General features: G+C 61.0%; 18 protein-coding genes. 12 read left to right on the forward strand and 6 right to left on the reverse strand.

What is annotated here, in order from left to right:
• Positions 1–151: 151 nt before the first annotated feature.
• Positions 152–670 carry a glycine cleavage system transcriptional repressor gene (locus IMW75_RS05935; RefSeq protein WP_045059928.1) on the forward strand — a complete coding sequence of 173 codons (519 nt, stop codon included), beginning with the start codon at positions 152–154 and terminating at the stop codon, positions 668–670.
• A gap of 215 nt (positions 671–885) precedes the next feature.
• On the opposite strand, the gene rarD is transcribed toward IMW75_RS05935, so the two are convergent.
• The 5 genes from rarD to IMW75_RS05960 all read right to left on the reverse strand — a co-directional run bounded on the left by rarD (position 886) and on the right by IMW75_RS05960 (position 6,698).
• Positions 886–1,773 carry an EamA family transporter RarD gene (rarD, locus tag IMW75_RS05940; RefSeq protein ID WP_045059929.1) on the reverse strand — a complete coding sequence of 296 codons (888 nt, stop codon included), beginning with the start codon at positions 1,771–1,773 and terminating at the stop codon, positions 886–888.
• Between the two features lie 132 nt (positions 1,774–1,905).
• On the reverse strand, positions 1,906–2,880 hold the full coding sequence (locus tag IMW75_RS05945; protein ID WP_045059930.1) for a serine/threonine protein kinase: 975 nt from the start codon (positions 2,878–2,880) through the stop codon (positions 1,906–1,908).
• 213 nt (positions 2,881–3,093) lie between these two features.
• Positions 3,094–4,995 (reverse strand): alkaline phosphatase PhoX, encoded by a 1,902-nt coding sequence (locus tag IMW75_RS05950; protein WP_205892091.1) that lies wholly within the window; start codon positions 4,993–4,995, stop codon positions 3,094–3,096.
• A gap of 58 nt (positions 4,996–5,053) precedes the next feature.
• Positions 5,054–5,818, reverse strand: coding sequence for a TOBE domain-containing protein (locus IMW75_RS05955; RefSeq protein ID WP_045059932.1), 765 nt, complete (start codon positions 5,816–5,818; stop codon positions 5,054–5,056).
• A 136-nt stretch (positions 5,819–5,954) separates the two neighbouring features.
• On the reverse strand, positions 5,955–6,698 hold the full coding sequence (locus tag IMW75_RS05960; protein WP_205892092.1) for a ComF family protein: 744 nt from the start codon (positions 6,696–6,698) through the stop codon (positions 5,955–5,957).
• Between the two features lie 89 nt (positions 6,699–6,787).
• Between IMW75_RS05960 and bioB the strand changes: the two genes are divergently transcribed.
• The 10 genes from bioB (at position 6,788) to IMW75_RS06010 (ending at position 19,257) form a co-directional block, all read left to right on the forward strand.
• Positions 6,788–7,843: a biotin synthase BioB gene (gene bioB / locus IMW75_RS05965; protein WP_045059934.1), complete on the forward strand. Its 1,056-nt coding sequence runs from the start codon at positions 6,788–6,790 to the stop codon at positions 7,841–7,843.
• 169 nt (positions 7,844–8,012) lie between these two features.
• Positions 8,013–9,191: an 8-amino-7-oxononanoate synthase gene (gene bioF / locus IMW75_RS05970; RefSeq protein ID WP_045059935.1), complete on the forward strand. Its 1,179-nt coding sequence runs from the start codon at positions 8,013–8,015 to the stop codon at positions 9,189–9,191.
• Positions 9,184–9,915 (forward strand): alpha/beta fold hydrolase, encoded by a 732-nt coding sequence (locus tag IMW75_RS05975; protein ID WP_045059936.1) that lies wholly within the window; start codon positions 9,184–9,186, stop codon positions 9,913–9,915. The genes bioF and IMW75_RS05975 overlap by 8 nt, the downstream gene beginning before the upstream one ends.
• On the forward strand, positions 9,908–10,720 hold the full coding sequence (gene bioC / locus IMW75_RS05980; RefSeq protein WP_045059937.1) for a malonyl-ACP O-methyltransferase BioC: 813 nt from the start codon (positions 9,908–9,910) through the stop codon (positions 10,718–10,720). The genes IMW75_RS05975 and bioC overlap by 8 nt, the downstream gene beginning before the upstream one ends.
• On the forward strand, positions 10,717–11,397 hold the full coding sequence (gene bioD, locus IMW75_RS05985) for a dethiobiotin synthase (protein WP_045059938.1): 681 nt from the start codon (positions 10,717–10,719) through the stop codon (positions 11,395–11,397). Before bioC ends, bioD begins: the two co-directional genes overlap by 4 nt.
• A gap of 107 nt (positions 11,398–11,504) precedes the next feature.
• A complete protein-coding gene (locus IMW75_RS05990; protein ID WP_205892093.1) occupies positions 11,505–11,801 on the forward strand; it encodes a pyrroloquinoline quinone biosynthesis protein PqqE in 297 nt (98 codons plus the stop codon).
• 276 nt (positions 11,802–12,077) lie between these two features.
• Entirely contained in the window at positions 12,078–13,883 is a 1,806-nt protein-coding gene (locus IMW75_RS05995) for a phenylacyl-CoA dehydrogenase (protein ID WP_045059940.1), read from the forward strand.
• 230 nt (positions 13,884–14,113) lie between these two features.
• Positions 14,114–15,403 carry a GGDEF domain-containing protein gene (locus IMW75_RS06000; RefSeq protein ID WP_205892094.1) on the forward strand — a complete coding sequence of 430 codons (1,290 nt, stop codon included), beginning with the start codon at positions 14,114–14,116 and terminating at the stop codon, positions 15,401–15,403.
• 90 nt (positions 15,404–15,493) lie between these two features.
• Positions 15,494–17,290: an acyl-CoA dehydrogenase C-terminal domain-containing protein gene (locus IMW75_RS06005; RefSeq protein WP_205892095.1), complete on the forward strand. Its 1,797-nt coding sequence runs from the start codon at positions 15,494–15,496 to the stop codon at positions 17,288–17,290.
• A 188-nt stretch (positions 17,291–17,478) separates the two neighbouring features.
• The gene (locus tag IMW75_RS06010) at positions 17,479–19,257 is read left to right on the forward strand and encodes an acyl-CoA dehydrogenase C-terminal domain-containing protein (RefSeq protein ID WP_205892096.1); all 1,779 of its coding nucleotides are present in this window, start codon (positions 17,479–17,481) and stop codon (positions 19,255–19,257) included.
• 238 nt (positions 19,258–19,495) lie between these two features.
• Here IMW75_RS06010 and IMW75_RS06015 read toward each other — a convergent pair whose 3' ends face one another.
• Positions 19,496–20,392: a LysR family transcriptional regulator gene (locus IMW75_RS06015; RefSeq protein ID WP_045059944.1), complete on the reverse strand. Its 897-nt coding sequence runs from the start codon at positions 20,390–20,392 to the stop codon at positions 19,496–19,498.
• A 169-nt stretch (positions 20,393–20,561) separates the two neighbouring features.
• On the opposite strand from IMW75_RS06015, the gene IMW75_RS06020 reads away from it, so the two are divergent.
• Complete coding sequence (locus IMW75_RS06020) at positions 20,562–21,845, forward strand: aspartate aminotransferase family protein (protein ID WP_045059945.1); 1,284 nt, start codon at positions 20,562–20,564, stop codon at positions 21,843–21,845.
• Positions 21,846–21,882 lie beyond the last annotated feature (37 nt).

A 21,882-nucleotide genomic window follows, 5' to 3' on the forward strand; every position in this document is an offset into this window, starting at 1 on the left:
GTTTTTCGAGGGTCACCCAATCGCCAGCAGGCTCGCTCTCACAGGACGCAATCCGTGTGGGAGTGAGCCTGCTCGCGATGACGGCAGACGATTCAACACAGAATCTCCCCTTGCCTATACTTCCTTTTCTATAACAAAAGAGGGCTGCGCCATGGACCACCTCGTACTCACAGTTTTCGCTCCGGACAAGCCTGGGCAGGTCGAGCGCATCGCCCAGTGCATTGCCGAGCACGGCGGTAACTGGCTGGAAAGCCGAATGTCGCGGATGGCCGGGCAGTTCGCCGGGATCCTGCGGGTGGGGGTGCCGGCCGAAGCCTATGACGAATTGGTCGATGCGCTGCAAGCCTTGTCCGCCCACGGGATCCGTGTGCTGATCGCCGAAAGTGGCATTGAACAGTCCTGCACCTGGAAGCCGATCGCCATGGAGTTGGTGGGCAATGATCGTCCGGGGATCGTGCGCGACATCACTCGCCTGCTCAGCGAGCAGGGCGTGAATCTCGAGCGGCTGGTTACCGAGGTACGTCCTGCACCCATGAGCAGCGAACCGCTGTTCCACGCCGAAGCGATTCTGGCGGTGCCGCTGACGCTTTCGCTTGATGTATTGCAGTCGCGCCTGGAAACGTTGGCCGATGATCTGATGGTGGAACTGGTGCTGCGCAGTGAGGCTTGAGAAGGTTATCCAAGTTAAACGTGCACCTGCCTGTGGATAACCTGTAGAGACAGCCCGCCAGCCCAGGCGGGCCGGGCCTCTTCAAGAGTTGATCAAAAAACCAGCAGTTTCAATCACTTGCGCACAATCGCAGGGGATCACGCTGTGGATAACCTTGGGGCAGTTGGTTGCAGGCCACGAGCGTCGTGGCCTGCAGAGGTTTGAGTGTTTTTTGATCAGCTGCGCCGGCGCAAATTTATCACGGCATCGACGCTGTAAACCGCCAGGCCTGCCCAGATAAAGATGAAGGCCACCAGGGTGCTGGAAGACAGGTGCTCATCAAACAACAGTACCGCCTGCAGTAGCACCAGCGTTGGCGCCAGGTACTGGAGAAATCCCAGGGTTGTGTAGGGCAAGTGGCGTGCGGCGGCGTTGAAGCATACCAGCGGTATCAGCGTCACCGGCCCGGCAGCCACCAGCCACCAGGCTTCGGACGTGGTCCAGAACTGTGCTTGCGCACTGCTCGCCGCGGGGTTGAACAGCAGCCATGCAACGGCGATTGGCACCAGCATCCAGGTTTCCACCACCAGGCCGGGCAGGGCCTTGACCGGCGCCTGCTTGCGAATCAAGCCGTAGAAACCGAAGGTCAATGCCAGTACCAGCGACACCCAGGGCAGGCTGCCGACTTGCCATACCTGTTGTGCCACGCCAGCCGCCGCGAGGCCCACCGCCAGCCACTGCATGCGTCGCAGGCGCTCGCCGAGGATCAGCATGCCCAACAGCACGTTTACCAGCGGGTTGATGTAGTAACCCAGGCTGGCTTCGAGCATGCGCCCATTGTTTACCGACCACACGTAGGTCAGCCAGTTGGCCGCAATGAGCGTACCGCTCAAGGCCAGTATCGCCAGCCGTTTAGGGTTGTCACGCAATTCGCGCCACCAGCCTGGGTGCTTCCAGACCATCAGCAGCAAGGCGCCGAATAGCGCCGACCAGAGCACGCGGTGGATGATGATCTCCACGGCGGGGACGCTGGCGATGGCTTTGAAATAGAGCGGGAAAAGTCCCCAGATGATGTAGGCACTCAGGCCCAGGATGTACCCGCGACGCGGGTTGGCGGCTTGCATGCAGAATCCTTGCTTAGGCAGCTAACAAAGAGGGGATTGTAGGGCGGTTGTATAGATGTGTCCTGTCGGAAAACAAAAAGATCGCAGCCTTCGGCAGCTCCTACAGCTGCCAGAGGCTGCGATCTTTTAATCTCAAAAAAGCTTCAGCGGTTCTTCGTTGAGCGCCGACAGTTGTTCACGCAGTGCCAACACCTGATCGCCCCAATACCGCTCAGTGCCGAACCACGGGAAGCTGTGGGGGAACGCCGGGTCATCCCAGCGCCTGGCCAGCCAGGCGCTGTAGTGCATCAGGCGTAGCGCGCGCAACGGTTCGATCAGCGCCAGTTCCCGTGGATCGAAGTCGTGGAACTCGTTATAGCCGTCCATCAGTTCTGACAACTGGCCGAGGCATTCCTGGCGATCGCCGGCAAGCATCATCCAGATGTCCTGCACTGCAGGGCCCATGCGGCAATCATCGAGGTCGACGATGTGAAACATCTCGTCTCGACACATCATGTTGCCGGGGTGGCAATCGCCGTGCATGCGGATGTTCTGGTGTGGAGTGGCCTTATAGACCTCTTCAACGCGCTTGAGCAGGTCCCTGGCCACTGACTCATAGGCGGGCAGCAGGCTCTTGGGAATGAAATTACCTTCAAGCAACGTCGCCAGCGAGGCATGGCCGAAGTTCTGCACGCCCAATGCTTCGCGATGTTCGAACGGTTTGGTCGCGCCCACGGCGTGCAGACGCCCGAGCAATTGACCCAGGCGGTACAGCTGGTCGAGGTTGCCTGGCTCCGGCGCGCGGCCCCCACGGCGCGGGAACAGGGTGAAACGAAAACCGTTGTGCTCGTGCAGGCTGGCACCGTTATGAATCATTGGCGCCACCACGGGCACATCGCATTCGGCGAGCTCGAAGGTGAACTGGTGCTCTTCAAGAATCGCTTCGTTGGTCCAGCGCTGTGGGCGGTAGAACTTGGCGATCAGCGGTTCACCGTCTTCGATGCCGACTTGATAGACACGGTTTTCGTAGCTGTTGAGGGCCAGGATGCGGGCGTCGCTGAGAAAACCGATGCTTTCGACGGCATCGAGCACAAGATCTGGGGTGAGGGTTGCAAACGGGTGGGCCATGCTGACTCCTGCGCGCAGCAGGCTGCCGCGTCCGGCCAAGCATGGTAGCGCAGACGGGGCTTGTTTAGGGGGTGGGGTTGAGATGTGTGTCGTCCGGGCGGACGCCTTCGCGGGCAAGTCGAATCGTCGCACCGCCGCTCCCACAGGGTTGGCGCCGACTCTAAAGTGGCGCATGGAGCTGTGTGAGCAAGGCTTGCCCGCGATGAAGTTTTATCAGGCGCCGACCACGCCGCCATCTTCACGGCTGATAGCCATTACCGAAGACCGTGGCTTACCGTTCGGCAGATGCTCGGGAAAGGTCGAACCGCCGTTCTCCCCCGGATGCTGGATGCCGACAAACAGGGTTTTATGGTCTGGCGAGAAGCTGATCCCGGTGACTTCGCAGCCGACCGGGCCCACCATGAACCGGCGGATTTCGCCCGTCACCGGGTCGGCGCAGAGCATCTGGTTGTTGCCCATGCCCGCGAAGTCGCCGGCATTGCTTGAGTCGCCATCGGTGAGAATCCACAACCGGCCGGCATCGTCGAATCCCAGGCCGTCCGGGCTGTTGAACATGTTCTGCGGCGTGATGTTCGACGAGCCACCCTTTGGCGTACCGGCATGAACGCCCGGATTGCCGGCAACGACGAACAGGTCCCAGGCAAAACTGTTGGCGCCGTGATCATCGCGATCGGTGCGCCAGCGCAGGATCTGCCCGTAGACATTCTTCTCCCGCGGGTTAGGGCCGCCCACCGGCTGGCCCTCTTCGCCACGCTTGGCATTGTTGGTCAGAGTGCAGTAGACCTGGCCGTCCTTGGGGCTGACGACGATCCATTCCGGGCGGTCCATGCGGGTGGCATGGACCACGCTGGCAGCCAGGCGTGCATGGATCAGCACGTGCGCCTGGTCGGCAAAACCGCTACTGGCATCGATCCCGTTCTTGCCGTGGGTCAACTCGATCCACTCGCCATGACCTTTTGGATGATCTGCATGGCTGTCGCCAGCGTCGAACCGTGCGACGTACAAGGTGCCGTGATCCAGCAAGTCGCGGTTGGCCTTGGCATCTGCATGATTGATCTTGTCGCGGCTGACGAACTTGTAGATGAACTCGCCGCGCTCGTCATCGCCCATGTAGACCACGGCGTGACCGTCGGCAGTTTCTGCCAGCGCAGCGTTTTCATGCTTGAAGCGGCCTAGGGCAGTGCGCTTCTTCGGCGTCGATTGGGGGTCGAACGGGTCGATCTCCACCACCCAGCCGTGACGGTTGAGCTCGTTGGGATTCTTCGCCATGTCGAAGCGCGGGTCGTGGGGGTGCCAGTTGATTTCCTTGCTGGCGGCGACCACGCCATAGCGTTTTTGCGCGGCATCGAACGGCTGCCCGGCGTCGCTGCTGCCAAAGCAGTCAGTGAAGTTTTCTTCGCACGTCAGGTAAGTGCCCCATGGCGTCTTGCCGTTGGCGCAGTTCTGGAAAGTACCGAGGACATGTTTGCCCTGTGGGTCTGCGCTGGTTTTCACCAGCGCATGCCCGGCTGCAGGACCGCTCAGGTCGATGGGCGCGTTGCCATGGATGCGCCGGTTGTAGCGCGAGCCCTGGACGAAGTGCCATTGGTCGCCCTTGCGCTGCACTTCGATCACCGACACGCCTTCGCAGGCCAGGGCTTTGTGCACGTCGGCCGCCGATTGCGGCATGCCACCGTGGGGGTAGAGATAGCGGTAGTTGGTGTATTCGTTGTTGATCGCCATCAGCGCGCGGTCTTTTTCTCCGGGAAACTCGAAGAGGCTCATGCCGTCGTTGTTGTCGCCGAACTGCAATTCCTGTTGCTCGGCGGTGCCGTTGCCGCTTGGATCGAAGGCCGGGCCATCCTTGTGCAGCGGCTGTCCCCAACTGATCAGCACCGAAGACCGGTAGCCCGGAGGCAGGCTGATGGCGTCGTTGGTCGCGGCAGGGATGCTCTCGAAACCCAGAAGCTGGCTGGTGCCGGCGCTGACGCTGGCGGCCAGGACGCTGCGGCTCAGTAGGCTACCGCCCATGAACATGGCCGCGCCGCAGAGCGCTCCTGCGCTGATAAAGCCGCGGCGGCTGAGGCCGACCATTTTTTCGAGGTCAGTGGACTGGTTTTCTTCTAGTAGGTTCACATCAGGCTCCCTGCAGGATTTTGCAGCCACCTTAAGGCGCATTAATGACGCTAATGTTTCAGAGCGGTGTACCCAACAGTACGTTGGAGGGAGCAAATTGCACCTGTACCGGTTTGCCGACGTCCAGGACCAGTGTTCGCAGGTGTAGCGGCTCGGCCAGCGCGCAGAGGGTCTGGCCGTTGGGCAGGCTGATGCGCACTTCACTCGGGCCGTCCTCGGCGTCGATTATTGCTTCGATCCTGCCCTGCAGGCAGTTGGTGCCGGGTGTCGACTGTTGATCCATGCCCAGCAACTCAAGCCAGCCGGCCTTGATCAGCGCCACCACCTCGGTACCGGTCTGCAGTTCCAGGCGCAGGGTGCTGTCGTGAGTGATCTGCGTGTCGATGACCAGCCCTGCGGCCAACTCCAGGCGGATCCGGTCATTGCGCCCCTGGGCGGTGATCGCAACGACTTTGCCGTGCAGTTGATTGCGCGCGCTGGTCCTGAGCATCAAGCGACCGAGCAGGTTCAGGTCGCTGGCTTCCTCAGCCGTTTCCAGCACCTGGGCCTGCACGACCTGGAGCTTCTGATACAGGCGCAACACCCGCTCACCTTCACTGGAAAGCCTGGCGCCGCCACCGCCCTTGCCGCCGACGCTGCGTTCCACCAGGGGTTTTTGCGCCAGGTTGTTCAGCTCATCGATGGCGTCCCAGGCAGCCTTGTAACTGAGCCCGGCGCTTTTCGCCGCGCGGGTGATCGAGCCCTGTTCGGCGATGTGCTGCAGCAGGGCGATGCGCTGCGGGCGTCGAACGATGTGCTGGGATAATAACGTTGGCAGTGACATGGCAGGGCGCTTTGGTTGTGGCGACTTGCAGGACGTTGGCGCCTGGGCGCCTGGTAGTCAAGCCTGTGGACTGCGTCATCGTCCATCGCGGGCAAGCCTTGCTCCCACAGGATTCGCCCCAAAGGTTGGGGGGCGGTCAAGCCTTGCTCTCAGAGGGTTTTGGGGTGCGCGCCAGGCAGTAGACGTCTACCTGGGTAGCGCCGGCTTCCATCAACAGGCGCGCGACGGCCTGGGCGGTAGCGCCGGTGGTCAGCACGTCGTCGACCAGTGCCAGGTGGCGGCCCTTGATTGAGGCATCGAGGGTCAGGGCGAAAGCCTCACGCAAGTTCTTTTTCCGGGCATCAGCCTTCAGGTCCTGCTGCGCGCTGGTGTCCTGAACCCGCAGCACCAGCTTCTCGTCGCAGGGGATTTGCAGTAGTTCACCCAGCCAGCGAGCCAGCATCGCCGCCTGATTGAAGCCCCGCTGGCGCAAGCGCCGGGTAGCAATGGGAACCGGCACCAGCGCGTCCGGGCGCTGCATGCCTTCGTCAAAGCGATGCTGCAGGTATTGTGCGAGAAGTTCGCCGAGCAGGCGCCCATATGGCCATTTTGCGCTGTGTTTGAAGCGGGTGATCAGGCTGTCCACCGGGAAGTCATAAAGCCAGGGCACTGCGACCTGTTTAAAGGCTGGCGGTTGCTTCATGCACTGCCCGCAGGTCATGCCTGGCGCGAACAAGGGCAGTGCGCAGGTCTGGCATTGATCGCCCAGCCATGGCAGCTCGGTTTCACAGGCCATGCAGATCGGGGCGGTCTCTTCGACATCTTCCTGGCACAGCAAACAAGACTGTTTGTTTTTTAACCAGATGTAAACCTGTCCATCGTAACGTGGTTGACAGCGCATCGCTCTTCCTTAAATATGCCGAACATCCGTGTCGCGCCTGTGGTTATTCCATAACCGGCGCCTGCCAAGCATAAAACAAGGAAACGCCCATGAGCGCCAGCACCACTGCAAACCTGCGTCATGATTGGTCTTTGGCCGAAGTCAAAGCGCTCTTCGTGCAGCCATTCAATGACCTGCTGTTCCAGGCGCAGACGGTGCACCGCGCGCATTTCGACGCCAATCGCGTCCAGGTTTCCACGCTGCTGTCGATCAAGACGGGTGCCTGCCCGGAAGATTGCAAATATTGTCCGCAGTCGGGTCACTACAACACCGGGCTGGAAAAAGAAAAGCTGATGGAAGTGCAGAAGGTCCTCGAAGAGGCCGCTCGCGCCAAGGCCATCGGATCGACGCGATTCTGCATGGGCGCGGCCTGGAAGCATCCGTCGGCCAAGGACATGCCCTATGTGCTGGAGATGGTCAAAGGTGTGAAAGCCATGGGCCTGGAAACCTGCATGACCCTGGGACGTCTCGATCAGGACCAGACCGAGGCGCTGGCCCAGGCTGGCCTGGACTATTACAACCACAACCTCGACACGTCGCCGGAGTTCTACGGCAGCATCATCACCACCCGCACCTATGGCGAGCGCCTGCAAACCCTGGCCTATGTGCGTGATTCGGGGATGAAGATCTGTTCCGGCGGAATCCTGGGCATGGGCGAGTCCCTCGATGACCGCGCCAACCTGCTGATCCAGCTGGCCAACCTGCCGGAGCATCCGGAGTCGGTGCCGATCAACATGCTGGTGAAAGTTGCCGGCACGCCGCTGGAAAATGCCGAGGACATCGACCCCTTTGACTTCATCCGCATGCTGGCGGTCGCGCGCATCCTCATGCCGCAATCCCACGTGCGCCTGTCTGCGGGCCGTGAGGCGATGAACGAGCAGATGCAGGCCCTGGCATTTTTCGCCGGCGCCAACTCGATTTTCTACGGCGACAAGCTGCTGACCACTGCCAACCCGCAGGCTGACAAGGACATGCAGTTGTTCTCGCGCCTGGGGATACTGCCGGAAGCACGTGAAGAACATGCCGATGAGGTGCATCAGGCGGCGATCGAGCAGGCGCTGGTGGAGCAGAAAAGTAGCGAGCAGTTCTATAACGCGGCCGTTTGAAGATCCCGCTGCCGCTGATTGGAATACAAACCCTGTGGGAGTGAGCCTGCTCGCGATACGTTAGACCAGTCGGCATCGATATTGAGTGTTCTGGCCTCATCGCGAGCAGGCTCGCTCCCACAGGGGGTGTGCTCACATTGTTTTATGTGATTTGACCTCCGAGGCCTGCATGTCTTTTGATCTCGCCGCACGCCTGGCAGCCCGTCGTGCCGAAAACCTCTACCGCCACCGCCCGCTGCTCGAAAGTCCCCAGGGCCCGCAAGTGGTGGTCGATGGTCAGCCGTTGCTCGCCTTCTGCAACAACGACTACCTTGGCCTGGCCAATCACCCCCAAGTGATTGAAGCCTGGCGTGCTGGCGCGTCCAAGTGGGGCGTGGGGGGTGGGGCCTCGCATCTGGTGATCGGTCATAGCGGGCCGCACCACGCACTCGAAGAAGCCTTGGCTGACCTGACTGGTCGCCCCCGCGCCTTGTTGTTCACCACCGGTTACATGGCCAACCTGGGCGCAGTGACCGCGTTGGTGGGGCAGGGCGATACAGTGCTGCAAGACCGCCTCAATCATGCGTCATTGCTGGACGCCGGCCTGCTGTCCGGCGCGCGCTTCAATCGTTACCTGCATAACGACCCGACAAGCCTGGCCAAGCGGCTCGAAAAAGCCACCGGCAATACCCTGGTGGTTACCGACGGCGTGTTCAGCATGGACGGCGATATCGCCGACCTGCCCGCCCTGGCGCGTGAAGCCCGGGCCAAGGGCGCGTGGTTGATGGTCGACGATGCCCACGGTTTTGGGGCGATGGGTGCCAACGGCGGTGGGATCGTCGAGCATTTCGGCCTGAGCCAGGAGGATGTTCCGGTGCTCGTCGGCACGCTGGGCAAGGCCTTCGGCACAGCGGGAGCCTTTGTTGCCGGCAGCGAAGAGCTCATCGAAAGCCTGATCCAGTTCGCGCGCCCCTATATTTACACCACCAGTCAGCCTCCCGCCCTGGCATGCGCCACCCTCAAAAGCCTCGAGCTGCTGCGCAGCGAACACTGGCGGCGGGCGCACTTGAAGACGTTGATCGGCCAGTTCCGCCAGGGGGCGCAGCAGATCGGCCTGGAGTTGATGGACAGCTTCACGCCGATCCAGCCGATCATGATCGGTGACGCCGGACGTGCGGTTCGCCTGTCACAGATGCTGCGCGAGCGCGGCCTGATGGTGACTGCAATTCGCCCACCCACTGTGCCTGCCGGCAGCGCCCGGTTGCGCGTGACCCTGACCGCTGCGCACAGCGAAGCGCAGGTGCAGCTATTGTTAAACGCACTGGCAGATTGTTTTCAACAATTGGGAGCTGAGCCAAGCCATGCGTAATCGACTGATTCTGCTGCCAGGCTGGGGCCTCGGAATTTCGCCCCTGGAACCGTTGGCTGCGGCGTTGCACGGGCTGGATGAACACCTGAATGTCGAGATCGAGCCGCTGCCGGAGCTGGAGTCGAGTGATCTCGACGACTGGCTGGATGAACTCGACTCCACCGTACCTCAAGACGCCTGGCTGGGCGGCTGGTCGCTGGGCGGCATGCTGGCGGCCGAGTTGGCCGCCAGGCGCGGTGATCGCTGTTGCGGCCTGCTGACGCTGGCAAGCAATCCTTCGTTCGTTGCCCATGAACAATGGCCCAGTGCGATGCCCGGTGAGACTTTTGATGCTTTTTTGGCCGGTTGCCGCGACGATCCGCGAACGACCCTCAAGCGTTTTTCGCTGCTGTGCGCCCAGGGCGCCGAGGACTCGCGCGGTCTGTCACGGCTTTTGCTGGGCGGTGCTCCGCACAGCTCGCCAGCAGTGTTGATGAGCGGCCTGGAGTTGCTGGCGCAACTGGATACCCGCCAGGCATTGCAAGCTTTTCGCGGTCCGCAGTTGCACCTGTTCGCCGGCCTGGACGGGCTGGTACCCGCTGAAGCGGCAGGCGACTTGCTGGCGCTGCTGCCGGATGTCGAAATCGGTCTGATTGAACAGGCCGGTCACGCTTTTCTTCTGGAGGACCCGCACGGAGTGGCCGGGGCGATCCAGGCCTTTTTGCATGAGAGCGGCGATGACTGATTTGTCCCTTCCCAACCTGTCTGGCGGTTTGCCGGACAAGCGCCAGGTGGCGGCCTCCTTTTCCAGGGCCGCGGGCACCTACGACAGTGTGGCCGAATTGCAGCGCGATGTTGGCAGCGAGTTATTGCGTCGCTTGCCGGAAGATTTTTCTGCGGGTCGCTGGCTGGACCTGGGCTGTGGCACTGGCTACTTCAGTCGTGCACTGGGCGAACGCTTTACCGGCGCGCAGGGTGTGGCGCTGGACATCGCCGAGGGCATGCTCGCGCACGCTCGGCCTCTGGGTGGTGCAACGCATTTCATCGCCGGGGACGCAGAGTGCCTGCCGCTGCAGGATGCGAGCTGTGACCTGATCTTCTCCAGCCTGGCGGTGCAGTGGTGCGCAGACTTCGCCTCGGTGCTCAGTGAAGCGCGGCGGGTGCTCAAACCGGGGGGCGTTTTCGCGTTTGCTAGTCTGTGTGTGGGCACGTTGTTCGAGTTGCGCGACAGCTGGCGCCGGGTGGACGGCATGGTGCACGTCAATCGCTTCCGCGAACTGGGCATCTATCAGCATTTGTGCGCCGACAGTGGATTGCGTGTCGCGAGCTTGCAAACCCGTGCGCATGTACTGCATTACCCGGATGTGCGCAGCTTGACCCATGAGCTCAAGGCGTTGGGTGCACACAATATCAATCCGGGTCGGCCCGGTGGTCTGACCGGTCGGGCGCGGATCCTCGGCTTGATCGAGGCTTATGAGCAGTTTCGTCAGGCCGAAGGTCTGCCGGCGACTTATCAAGTGGTCTACGCGGTGCTGGAGAAACCCTTATGAGTGCAGCCTATTTCATTACCGGTACGGACACCGATGTGGGCAAGACCACCGTAGCCGCAGGCTTGCTGCATGCCGCGCGGTCGGCGGGCATGAGCACGGCAGCGGGCAAGCCGGTGGCCTCCGGCTGTGATGTGACACCCAAGGGGTTGCGCAATGCCGATGCCCTGGCATTGCTGGCAGAATGTTCCTTGCCGTTGACCTATGTGCAGGTCAATCCGGTCGCGTTCGAGCCCGCCATTGCCCCCCACCTGGCCGCCCGCGAAGCGGGCGTGGCATTGACCGTGCAATCGCTGTTCATTCCCATGCAGCAGATTCTGGACATGCAGGCGGACTTCACCTTGATCGAAGGCGCCGGCGGCTGGCGGGTGCCGCTGGCGGACCAGGATAATCTGTCGGACCTGGCGAAGGCGCTGAACCTGCCGGTGATCCTGGTGGTGGGTGTGCGCCTGGGCTGCATCAATCACGCGCTTTTGACAGCCGAAGCGATCGCCCGCGACGGCCTGCAGCTGGCGGGCTGGGTGGCCAATATCATCGATCCGAAGACTTCGCGCCTGGAGGAAAATCTCGCGACACTGGCCGAGCGAATCCCTGCGCCTTGCCTCGGCCGGGTCCCAAAACTCAAGCTGGTGAGCGCTGAAGCCGTGGCCGAGCATCTGCAGCTGGATCTGCTGGACTAGGTTTTGCCTATGACAAGGCACTGTGCCATTAGTGTTTTTGTCGGGTCTTTTGCCGGCAGGTCTGCTTCAATGAGGGTTGTTGATCCTTCACAAGGACGGATTCTGCGATGGAAATCTCAGGTAACAGCGCTTTTTATGCCGGGCTGGGTACGGTTCAAGCCGCGCAGAACCGCATCGACCAGGCTGCCGGGCAAATTGCCAACACCAGCCTCGAGCGGTCGGCGCTCAGTCAGTCTTCCGAACTCCAGGCCGGGCGCCTGCGTTCGGTCGATAGCAGTCAGCAGTCGGATGTGGCCAGCAACCTGATCGAAATGTCCCAGGGCAGGCTTCAAGCTGAACTGGGTGTGAAGGTGGCCAAGGCTTCCGATGAAATGCTCGGAACGTTGATCGATACTTATGCCTGAATCGCCTCTCCTGCTACAAGCCTGACGCCGCGCCTCCGTGCGGCGTTTTTGTGCGTAAGTCCTTCTCCCTCAGCTAATCTTTCATATACCCCGCTGCATGCGCCAGCGGCCGGATTCGGCTGCGTGTTGAAAATGTCGCAGCCATGATGACGAACGGCAAAAGATCGGCGCTTGACAAGTTTTGGTCGTAAACGTATGTTTCAAACAACTGTTTGACCGCCACAAGAAATCAACGCGGTCGTTCATCCCCGGTTACATCAGCAGAGGTTTATCGCTATGCCTGACTACAAGGCCCCCTTGCGTGATATTCGCTTCGTTCGTGACGAGCTGCTCGGCTACGAAGCGCACTATTCGAGCCTTCCGGCTTGCGCAGACGCGACTCCGGACATGGTTGACGCCATTCTCGAAGAGGGCGCCAAGTTTTGTGAGCAGGTATTGGCTCCGCTGAACCGCGTGGGTGACACCGAAGGCTGCACCTGGAGCGAGTCCGGCGTTAAGACCCCGACTGGCTTCAAAGAGGCTTACAAGCAATTCGTCGAAGGCGGCTGGCCGAGCCTGGCTCACGACGTGGCGCACGGTGGCCAAGGCTTGCCGGAGTCACTGGGCCTGGCAGTCAGCGAAATGGTTGGCGAAGCGAACTGGTCGTGGGGCATGTACCCGGGCCTGTCCCATGGCGCGATGAACACCATTTCCGAGCACGGCACGCCTGAGCAGCAAGAGGCTTACCTGACCAAGCTGGTGTCTGGCGAGTGGACCGGTACCATGTGCCTTACCGAACCACACTGCGGTACCGACCTGGGCATGCTGCGCACCAAGGCCGAACCTCAGGCCGACGGTTCCTACAAAGTCTCCGGCACCAAGATCTTCATCTCGGCCGGCGAACACGACATGGCCGACAACATCGTCCACATCGTGTTGGCACGCCTGCCGGATGCACCGGCTGGCACCAAGGGCATTTCGCTGTTCATCGTTCCCAAGTTCATGCCGAACGCTGACGGTTCGATCGGCGAACGCAACGCTGTGACCTGTGGTTCCCTGGAACACAAGATGGGCATCCACGGTAACGCCACCTGCGTGATGAACTTCGACGCGGCCACCGGCTTCCTGATCGGCCCGGCGAACAAAGGCCTGAACTGCATGTTCACCTTTATGAACACCGCACGCCTGGGTACCGCGCTGCAAGGTCTGGCACATGCCGAGATCGGCTTCCAGGGCGGCCTGAAATACGCTCGCGATCGCTTGCAAATGCGCTCGCTGACTGGCCCGAAAGCACCGGAAAAAGCTGCTGACCCGATCATCGTGCACCCTGACGTGCGTCGCATGCTGTTGACCATGAAGGCCTTCGCTGAAGGTAACCGTGCAATGGTTTACTTCACTGCCAAACAGGTCGACATCGTCAAATACGGCGTAGACGAAGAAGAGAAGAAGAAAGCCGACGCACTGCTGGCGTTCATGACCCCGATTGCCAAGGCCTTCATGACTGAAGTCGGTTTTGAATCGGCCAACCACGGCGTACAGATCTATGGCGGCCACGGCTTCATCGCCGAGTGGGGCATGGAGCAGAACGTTCGCGACAGCCGCATTTCGATGCTGTACGAAGGCACCACCGGTATCCAGGCCCTCGACCTGCTGGGCCGTAAAGTGCTGATGACCCAAGGCGAAGCCCTCAAAGGTTTCACCAAGATTGTCCACAAGTTCTGCCAGACCAACGAGGGCAACGAAGCCGTCCAGGAGTTCGTCACCCCGTTGGCTGCGCTGAACAAAGAGTGGGGCGAGTTGACCATGAAGGTCGGCATGGCCGCCATGAAGGACCGCGAAGAAGTCGGCGCTGCTTCGGTGGATTACCTGATGTACTCCGGTTACGCCTGCCTGGCCTACTTCTGGGCTGACATGGCGCGCCTGGCTGCCGAAAAACTGGCTGCCGGCACGTCCGACGAGGCGTTCTACACCGCCAAGCTGCAGACCGCGCGCTTCTACTTCCAGCGCATCCTGCCGCGTACTCGTACGCACGTGGCAACCATGCTGTCGGGTGCTGGCAACCTGATGGACATGAAAGAAGAGAACTTCGCACTGGGCTACTAAGCCTCGGGCGGGTCCGACAAAACCGCTGCTTCCTCGGAAGCAGCGGTTTTTTTGTGCCTGTCATTTGCCGGGAGCAGCCAGGCGACGCATAAATATTTGCCCCGATCCATCAAGAAATGCACCTTTGGAGCCGTTATAGAAGATGGCCATATGACATCCCTTTCGGCGCTGTGTTTTACTGCAATCATTCACGCGCACTGCCATCAACCTTAACAGGCTGGAACTTACCCTTGCCGCGTCCATCCGCTGTACGTCTCAGCCATTTCCTGCCTTCATTGCTGCTCTTGATTGCGGGGCTCTCGGCTGCTTACGTCAAGGATCTCAACGTCTTTTTCACTTCGCTGTTCAATGTGTTGCCAACCCTGGTATTGCTGCTCGGCGGCGCCTATTGCGCGGTCTATCGGCGCCAGCGCGAATTGTTCCTGATGTTGACGGTGTACATCGCCTACTATCTGCTCGACACCCAGACCGACTACTACCGCGACAACGGCAAAGTCCGCGATGATGCGGCGGTGGTGTTTCATCTGTGCTGCCTGTTACTGCCGCTGCTGTTCGCAATCTTCGCCGCCTGGCAGGAGCGCACTCATCTGTTCCAGGACATGCTGGCGCGCTTCGCGGTGTTACTGGCCGTTGGCAGTGTCGCGCTGGCGCTGGAGCAAAGTTATCCCCAGGCCCTGCTAATGTGGCTGGCGGAAATTCGCTGGCCCGCCGTGCACGGCGCCTGGATGAGCCTGATCCAGTTGGCCTATCCGGTGTTTATCGCGGCTTTCCTGCTGCTGGCGTGGCAATACTGGCGTCATCCCAGGCCTCTGCATGCCGCGCAATTGGTCGGCCTGCTCGGCCTGTTCTGGATGTTGCCGGAGACGTTCATCCTGCCGTTCACCCTGAACATCATGTGCAGCCAGGTGATGCTGATGATCGCGACGGCGGTGGCCCATGAAGCCTATCAAATGGCCTTTCGCGACGAGCTCACCGGCCTGCCGGGTCGGCGCGCCTTGAACGAACGCATGCAACGCCTGGGGCGCAATTATGTGCTGGCGATGAGCGACGTCGATCACTTCAAGAAATTCAACGATACCCATGGCCACGATGTCGGCGATCAGGTGCTGCGGCTGGTGGCCAGCAAGCTGTCCAGGGTCGGCGGTGGCGGGCGGGCGTATCGTTATGGTGGAGAGGAATTTGCCGTGGTGTTCGCCGGGAAAACCCTGGAGGAATGTTTGCCGCATCTGGAGTTCATCCGCGAATCCATCGCCACCTACAATATCCATCTGCGTAACCAGGACAGCCGCCCCCAGGATGATCAACAAGGACGCCAGCGGCGTGCGGGGGCGAGCGCGTCGAGTGTGTCGGTGACGGTCAGCATCGGCGTGGCCGAACGGCTGGAGCAGCGCACGCCAGATCGCGTGCTCAAGTCGGCGGACGAAGCGCTTTACAGCGCCAAGGGCGCGGGACGCAACTGCGTCGTGGTCTTTGGGCAGAACCGCCGGGGCGCGGTGCGCATGGAAGCCGCTACGGATTGAGTGATGATGGCGCATTCAGCGTCTGGACTGTGATTGTCCGGCGGGTTCGGCGGCAGTAGGTTGCAATGATCTGCTGCCGGAGAAATGACCATGCCCGAGTACAAAGCTCCCCTGCGCGACATGCGCTTTCTGATCGACCACGTCTTCGACTTTCACAGCAACTACGCGGCCCTCGGCGCCACTGACGCCAGCCCGGACATGGTCAGTGCGATCCTCGAAGAGGGCGCGAAGTTCTGCGAGAACGTGCTCGCACCGCTCAACCGCAGCGGTGACGAAGAAGGCTGTCATTTCGACAAGGGTGTGGTGACTACGCCGGCAGGCTTCAAGCAAGCCTTCGCGCAATACGTTGAAGGTGGCTGGCACGGCCTGGCGGCGGATCCGGCGTATGGTGGCCAGGGTTTGCCCAGCTCCCTGGGGCTGGTGATCAGCGAGATGGTCGGTTCCAGCAATACGTCCTGGGGCATGTACCCGGGGCTGACGCACGGCGCCATGTCGGCGATTCACGCCCACGGCACTCAAGAGCAGAAACAGACCTACCTGAGCAAACTCACCGCAGGCCAGTGGACCGGCACCATGTGCCTGACCGAAGCCCACTGCGGCACGGACCTGGGCATCATCAAGACCCGCGCCGTGCCTGCAGAGGATGGCAGCTATGCAGTCTCTGGCAGCAAGATCTTCATTTCGGCCGGCGAGCATGACCTGAGTGACAACATCATTCACCTGGTACTGGCGAAGCTGCCGGATGCACCCGCCGGCACCAAAGGGATCTCGCTGTTCATCGTGCCCAAGTTCCTCCCCGATAGCCAAGGTGAAGCCGGCGAGCGCAACGGCGTCACCTGCGGTTCTATCGAGCACAAGATGGGCATCAAGGCCTCGGCCACCTGCGTGCTGAACTTCGATGGCGCCACGGGTTACCTGATCGGCGAGCCGAACAAGGGCCTCAACTGCATGTTCACCATGATGAACCACGCCCGTCTAGGCACTGGCATGCAGGGGTTATGCCTGGGAGAAGCGAGTTTTCAGGGCGCCATCAAGTACGCCAACGATCGCCTGCAGATGCGCTCGCTGACCGGACCGAAAGCACCGGACAAGCCCGCCGATCCGATTATCGTGCACCCCGATGTGCGCCGCATGCTGCTGACCATGAAAGCCTTCAACGAAGGCAATCGGGCACTCACCTATTTCACCGCGCAGTTGCTGGACGCCGCGCACTTGAGCGCGGACGCAACGGCGCGACAGGACGCCGAGGACTTGCTGGCGTTCCTGACACCCATCTGCAAAGCCTTCATGACCGATACCGGCCTGGAGGTGACTAACCTCGGCATGCAGGTGTACGGCGGCCACGGGTTTATCCGCGAGTGGGGAATGGAGCAGTTGGTGCGGGACTGCCGCATTGCGCCGATCTATGAAGGCACCAACGGCATCCAGGCGCTGGACCTGCTGGGGCGCAAAGTGCTCGGCAGCCAGGGCAAGTTGCTGCGGGGCTTCACCAAGGTCGTGCACAAGTTCTGCGTCGCCAACGCCGCGCATCCTCAGTTGTCCAGCTACGTGGCGCAGTTGAACGATTTGAACCGGCAATGGGGCGAGGTGACCACCCAGGTGGGCATGGCCGCCATGAAAAACCCCGACGAAGTCGGCGCCGCCTCTGTGGATTACCTGATGTACAGCGGCTACATCATCCTTGGCTATCTGTGGTTGCGCATGGCGCTGGTCGCGCAGGCGCAGCTGGACGAGGGCGGCGGCGATGCCGATTACTGCCGGGCTAAACTGGCCACCAGCGAGTTCTACTTCAAGCGCCTGCTGCCACGAACAACGGCTCACCGGGCGGCTATCGAGGCGGGTAGCGATTGCCTGATGAAATTGCCGGCGCAATTGTTTGCGCTATAAGTCGTAAAGATCGCAGTCTTCGGTAGCTCCTGCGGGGGCCGGGTGGTGGCTGCGACGTGGTTTTCGGTGACCAAAAATTACAAAATAGTCACAAGCTGACGCTATGTGTCGTAAAAGTTGTTGGGGTACACTCGATTCAACCGAAATACTTTCCGTGAATCAACTGTAAAGATCCTGCGAGGTTTGCCATGGCTGACTACAAAGCGCCCCTGCGCGATATGCGCTTCGTTCTCAATGAAGTGTTCGAGGTCGCCAAACTCTGGGCCGAGTTGCCTGCGCTGGCCGACACCGTCGACGCGCAAACCGTAGAGGCCATTCTCGAGGAAGCCGGCAAGGTCACCAGCAAAAGTATCGCACCGCTCAGTCGCGCGGCCGATGAAGAAGGTTGCCATTGGGCGGACGGTGCTGTCACCACGCCGGCAGGTTTCCCCCAGGCTTATCAGACTTACGCCGAAGGCGGTTGGGTCGGTGTAGGCGGTGATCCGGCCTACGGTGGCATGGGCATGCCCAAGGCGGTGTCTGCTCAGGTCGAAGAGATGGTCAACTCTGCCAGCCTGTCTTTCGGCCTGTACCCGATGCTGACCGCCGGCGCCTGCCTGTCGATCAATGCCCATGCCAGCGAAGAGCTCAAGGCCGCCTACCTGCCGAACATGTACTCCGGTGTCTGGGCAGGCTCGATGTGCCTGACCGAACCGCACGCCGGTACCGACCTGGGGATCATCCGCACCAAGGCAGAGCCTCAGGCCGACGGTTCATACAAGGTCAGCGGCACCAAGATCTTCATCACCGGCGGCGAACACGACCTGACCGATAACATCATCCACCTGGTGCTGGCCAAACTGCCAGACGCACCTGCGGGGCCCAAGGGTATTTCCCTGTTCCTGGTGCCCAAGTTCATGGTCAATGCCGATGGCAGCCTGGGCGCGCGCAACCCGGCCAATTGTGGGTCGATCGAACACAAAATGGGTATCCAGGCCTCCGCGACCTGCGTGATGAACTTCGACGAAGCCGTGGGTTATCTGGTCGGGGAGCCGAACAAAGGCCTGGCTGCGATGTTTACCATGATGAACTACGAGCGCCTGGGCGTCGGCATTCAAGGGCTGGCCACTGCCGAACGCTCTTACCAGAACGCCGTTGAATACGCTCGCGACCGCCTGCAGAGCCGCTCGCCGACAGGTGCGCAAAACAAGGACAAGGTGGCTGACCCGATCATCGTCCACCCGGACGTGCGGCGCATGCTGCTGACCATGAAAGCCTCGAACGAAGGCGGCCGTGCGTTCTCCACCTATGTGGCCATGCAGCTCGACACCGCCAAGTTCAGCGAGGAGGCGGTCACCCGCAAGCGCGCAGAAGACCTGGTGGCGCTGCTGACCCCGGTCGCCAAGGCGTTCCTGACCGACCTGGGGCTGGAGACTACCGTGCACGGCCAGCAGGTCTTTGGTGGCCATGGCTACATTCGCGAATGGGGCCAGGAGCAACTGGTGCGCGACGTGCGCATCACGCAGATCTACGAAGGCACTAACGGCATCCAGGCACTGGATCTGGTCGGCCGCAAGATCGTCGGCAGCGGCGGGGCGTTTTATAACCTGTTCGCTGACGAGATCCGTCACTTCACCGCGACGGCAAGCGCCGACCTTTCGGAGTTCACCAAGCCGCTCAACGATGCTGTGACAACGCTCGACGAGCTGACTGCCTGGCTGCTGGATCGTGCCAAAAGCAACCCGAATGAAATTGGCGCCGCCTCGGTCGAGTACCTGCAGGCATTTGGTTATGTGGCCTACGCCTATATGTGGGCGCTGATGGCCAAGGCCGCGTTCGGCAAGGAAAACCAGGATGATTTCTACGCGAGCAAACTGGGCACTGCGCGTTTCTACTTCGCACGTCTGCTGCCGCGTATTCATTCGTTGAGCGCTTCGGTGCAGGCGGGCAGCGAGTCGCTGTTCCTGCTGGATGCAGCACAATTTTAAAGATGTAACGTCATGTAAGCATTTGCTTACACGACGTGCTGCCGATCTGCCCTATGCGAAAATTGGATCCAGAGCTAATCTACTTCACATGGACGTCGCGCAGGAAGCGCAAAGCAACAACACGGACACGTAGGATTCTGCCAGGACGGCGGAGCGAAATGGATGTCAGGGAAACAGTCTGCAAAGCCCCGCTTCGGCGGGGTTTTCTTTGTCCGCAAGAAAATGCCGGCCTGCGCGCCTAACGCTCGGCCGGACCATTGATGACCTCTTCCAGCAGTGTACGCAACAAGGCCAGCGAGGCTTGTTGACGCTGCACATCGCGACACACCAAGCCTACTTTCAACGGCACCCGCGGCTCGGTCAACGGTTTCCATAGCAGTTCGTCGTTGCCCAGGGCCTTCTGTGAGCGTCCCGGAAGTACCGTGGCCAGGCGGGTGTGCGGCAGACTGTCGAGAATCCCCGCCATATTATTCAGTTCCGCCTGCACTTGCGGACGCCGCCCGAGATTGGCTAGCTGTGTCTGCCAGATCTGCCGCACCTGAAACTCCTCCCCCAGCAACAACATTGGCAGTTCGGCGGCTTGGCTCATCGAGACTTTCTTGAATTCACGCAACGGGTGATCCGCCGGGATGACCAGCGTCAGTTCATCTTCGTACAGCAATACCCCGTGCAAACCAGGCTGGCGGGGCGGCAGGTAGCTGATGCCGATATCCAGCGATCCATTGAGCAAGCGTCGTTCTATTTCCAGGCCGGTCAATTCATAGATCTGCACCACCAGATGCGGTTGGGCCTTGCGCACCCGTTCGAGCATCTGCGGCACGAGGCTGGTGTGGACGGTCTGCAATACGCCGATGGCCAGGGTACGCAGGGCCTGGCCCTTGAAGTTGCCCAACGCTTCGCGCGCGCGCTGCAAGCCATCGAGCAAGGGCAAAGCGTGGTTGTACAAGGTATGAGCGGCCAGGGTCGGCAGCAGGCGCTTGCTGCTGCGTTCGAAGAGGCTGACGTCGAGGTTTTCCTCAAGGTGACGGATCTGCTGCGACAGGGCGGGTTGGGAGATGGCCAGTCGCTCCGCCGCCCGGCCCACATGACCTTCTTCGTAGACCGCGACGAAATAGCGCAGTTGCTTGAAATCCATAAGTAACTCTTATCGAAAGTACTGCTAAATCGAAATGGTCGAATGTCGCCCATCCGCCTAGTCTAACCGCAATGAGAGGGCTTACAGGGCCAACGCGGACGATGAACACCGATTACATTGAAGTCATTTACATAGGCAATGCAAAAAACCTCCACCGAGGTGAAATCTGATGAATCTGTTCAAAATGCGTCGTGGTCTCCCGGACCTTGACGACCTCGCCCTGGACGCGATTGCGCCATCTACAACGGTTAACCCCTCCCGCGAGTACCTGATGCCCAGCGTCGAGCGCCCTCAGCAAGTATTCGTGCGCGGCCAGGGCTCCTGGCTGTGGGACAGCGCCGACCGGGCGTATCTGGATTTCACCCAGGGACGAGGTGCCAACAGCTTGGGGCATAGCCCTTCAGCGCTTGTGAGTGCGATTGCCGAGCAGGCGCAGGCGCTGATCAACCCCGGCTTTGCTTTGCACAACCGCGGCATGCTCAGCCTCGCCGCACGACTGTGCCAGCTCACCGGTAGCGACCAGGCGTACTTGCTCAACACCGGCACCGAAGCCTGCGAAGCGGCAATCAAGCTGGCGCGTAAATGGGGGCAGCGGCACCGTGCCGGAGCCTCGCGCATCATCGTGGCCAGCAATGCTTGCCATGGCCGCAGTCTCGCGACTATTTCGGCGTCGGACAGCTCGACGCTGACCAATCGGTTCGAACCGCAACTTCCAGGCTTCAGTCACGTTCCGTTCAACGACCTCGCGGCTCTGCATGCGGCTGTCGACGCCAGAACGGTGGCGGTTATGCTTGAGCCGATCCAGAGCGAAGCAGGCGTCATCCCGGCCACCGCGAATTACCTCAAGGGCGTCGAGCGTTTGTGCCGCGAGCTGGGTATTTTGCTGATCTTCGATGAAGTGCAGACCGGTCTAGGCCGATGCGGCCAGCTACTCGTGGAACAATCCTGTGATGTCCGTGCCGATATCGTCGTGCTGGGCAAAGGCTTGGGCGGGGGAGTACCGCTGGCCGCTTTACTCGCCCGAGGTACTGCCTGTTGTTTCGACCGGGGTGAGCTGACGGGGACCCATCATGGTAATGCGCTGATGAGCGCTGCGGGCCTGGCAGTAATGGATGCGCTGCAGGAACGTGGATTTCTCGAGCATGTCGTCACGGTCGGCCAGCACTTGCGCGAAGGCCTGGCGCGTCTGGCGCACCGTTACGGCCACGGCGAACTGCGCGGGCAAGGGCTGCTTTGGGGGTTGGATCTGTCCGACGACTCGGCCGAGGCAGTGGTCAAAGCCGCGCTGTACGAAGGCTTGCTGATCGACGCCCCGCAACCGGCTTGCCTGCGCTTCACCCCGGCACTCACGGTGAGCAAAGCCAACGTTGACGAGATGCTCCTGCGCCTGGCCCGTGCGTTCTCTCGCGTTCGCACCGCGCAACTGCAGTGCCGCAAAGGGATTGCCGTCTGACCAGACCCTTCCTGCAGGAATTTCCGAACCGTCTCGC

Source organism: Pseudomonas gregormendelii, assembly GCF_017114825.1.
Taxonomy (GTDB): domain Bacteria; phylum Pseudomonadota; class Gammaproteobacteria; order Pseudomonadales; family Pseudomonadaceae; genus Aquipseudomonas; species Aquipseudomonas gregormendelii.

Bases quoted from the DNA above. Each gene is read 5' to 3' on its own strand.
- IMW75_RS05935 (WP_045059928.1), top strand. From the start codon at position 152: ATGGACCACCTCGTACTCACAGTTTTCGCTCCGGACAAGCCTGGGCAG.
- rarD (WP_045059929.1), bottom strand. From the start codon at position 1,773: ATGCAAGCCGCCAACCCGCGTCGCGGGTACATCCTGGGCCTGAGTGCC.
- IMW75_RS05945 (WP_045059930.1), bottom strand. From the start codon at position 2,880: ATGGCCCACCCGTTTGCAACCCTCACCCCAGATCTTGTGCTCGATGCC.
- IMW75_RS05955 (WP_045059932.1), bottom strand. From the start codon at position 5,818: ATGTCACTGCCAACGTTATTATCCCAGCACATCGTTCGACGCCCGCAG.
- IMW75_RS05960 (WP_205892092.1), bottom strand. From the start codon at position 6,698: ATGCGCTGTCAACCACGTTACGATGGACAGGTTTACATCTGGTTAAAA.
- bioB (WP_045059934.1), top strand. From the start codon at position 6,788: ATGAGCGCCAGCACCACTGCAAACCTGCGTCATGATTGGTCTTTGGCC.
- bioF (WP_045059935.1), top strand. From the start codon at position 8,013: ATGTCTTTTGATCTCGCCGCACGCCTGGCAGCCCGTCGTGCCGAAAAC.
- IMW75_RS05975 (WP_045059936.1), top strand. From the start codon at position 9,184: ATGCGTAATCGACTGATTCTGCTGCCAGGCTGGGGCCTCGGAATTTCG.
- bioC (WP_045059937.1), top strand. From the start codon at position 9,908: ATGACTGATTTGTCCCTTCCCAACCTGTCTGGCGGTTTGCCGGACAAG.
- bioD (WP_045059938.1), top strand. From the start codon at position 10,717: ATGAGTGCAGCCTATTTCATTACCGGTACGGACACCGATGTGGGCAAG.
- IMW75_RS05990 (WP_205892093.1), top strand. From the start codon at position 11,505: ATGGAAATCTCAGGTAACAGCGCTTTTTATGCCGGGCTGGGTACGGTT.
- IMW75_RS05995 (WP_045059940.1), top strand. From the start codon at position 12,078: ATGCCTGACTACAAGGCCCCCTTGCGTGATATTCGCTTCGTTCGTGAC.
- IMW75_RS06005 (WP_205892095.1), top strand. From the start codon at position 15,494: ATGCCCGAGTACAAAGCTCCCCTGCGCGACATGCGCTTTCTGATCGAC.
- IMW75_RS06010 (WP_205892096.1), top strand. From the start codon at position 17,479: ATGGCTGACTACAAAGCGCCCCTGCGCGATATGCGCTTCGTTCTCAAT.
- IMW75_RS06015 (WP_045059944.1), bottom strand. From the start codon at position 20,392: ATGGATTTCAAGCAACTGCGCTATTTCGTCGCGGTCTACGAAGAAGGT.
- IMW75_RS06020 (WP_045059945.1), top strand. From the start codon at position 20,562: ATGAATCTGTTCAAAATGCGTCGTGGTCTCCCGGACCTTGACGACCTC.